The organism is Methylobacterium sp. CCH7-A2, assembly GCF_001557075.1.
Taxonomy (GTDB): Bacteria; Pseudomonadota; Alphaproteobacteria; order Rhizobiales; family Beijerinckiaceae; genus Allobosea; species Allobosea massiliensis.
This window is the reverse complement of sequence record NZ_LSKN01000260.1, coordinates 1-427: the sequence shown is the minus strand read 5'-3', so window position 1 is coordinate 427 and position 427 is coordinate 1. Positions and strand designations below refer to the sequence as shown.

Annotated in this window: 1 pseudogene; it reads right to left on the bottom strand. The window is 62.3% G+C overall.

The window, feature by feature from the left end:
• Positions 1 to 373 (bottom strand): annotated as a pseudogene (locus AX750_RS19715) (IS110 family transposase); the annotation flags it as partial.
• Positions 374 to 427: the final 54 nt, after the last annotated feature.

Genomic DNA, 427 nt, shown 5'->3' with positions numbered 1-427 from the left:
GCTCCCGGATCAGGCCCCGCGCCTGGGCAATGATCATCCGGAACATCGTGATCGCGGTGCTCTCCTCCGGCACGGGCAATGCAATCGATGAGCAGGCCGTCTCGTAGATGTCGTTGATCAGCCGCGCCTTGGAGACCTAGCGGCCGACCAGAGGCCAGGCCTCCGTCACGAACGCTTCCCGCTCCAGCGCGAGGATACTGCCGGGCGTCGGGAAGCGCTCGATCAGTGCCAGGAACCAATCCGAGCGGCTATTGCCGGCGAAGCGGCCGATCTCCGGGAAATACAGCGGGAGATAATGCGTCAGGATACGGTGCCAGGTCTGCGTCTTGGCCTTCGAGATCGTCTCGTGTGTCTTCGACAGCTCCTGGAGATTGCAGATTCCGACGCGACCGGCCGGGTAATCCAATAATTAACCGGCCACTGTTCC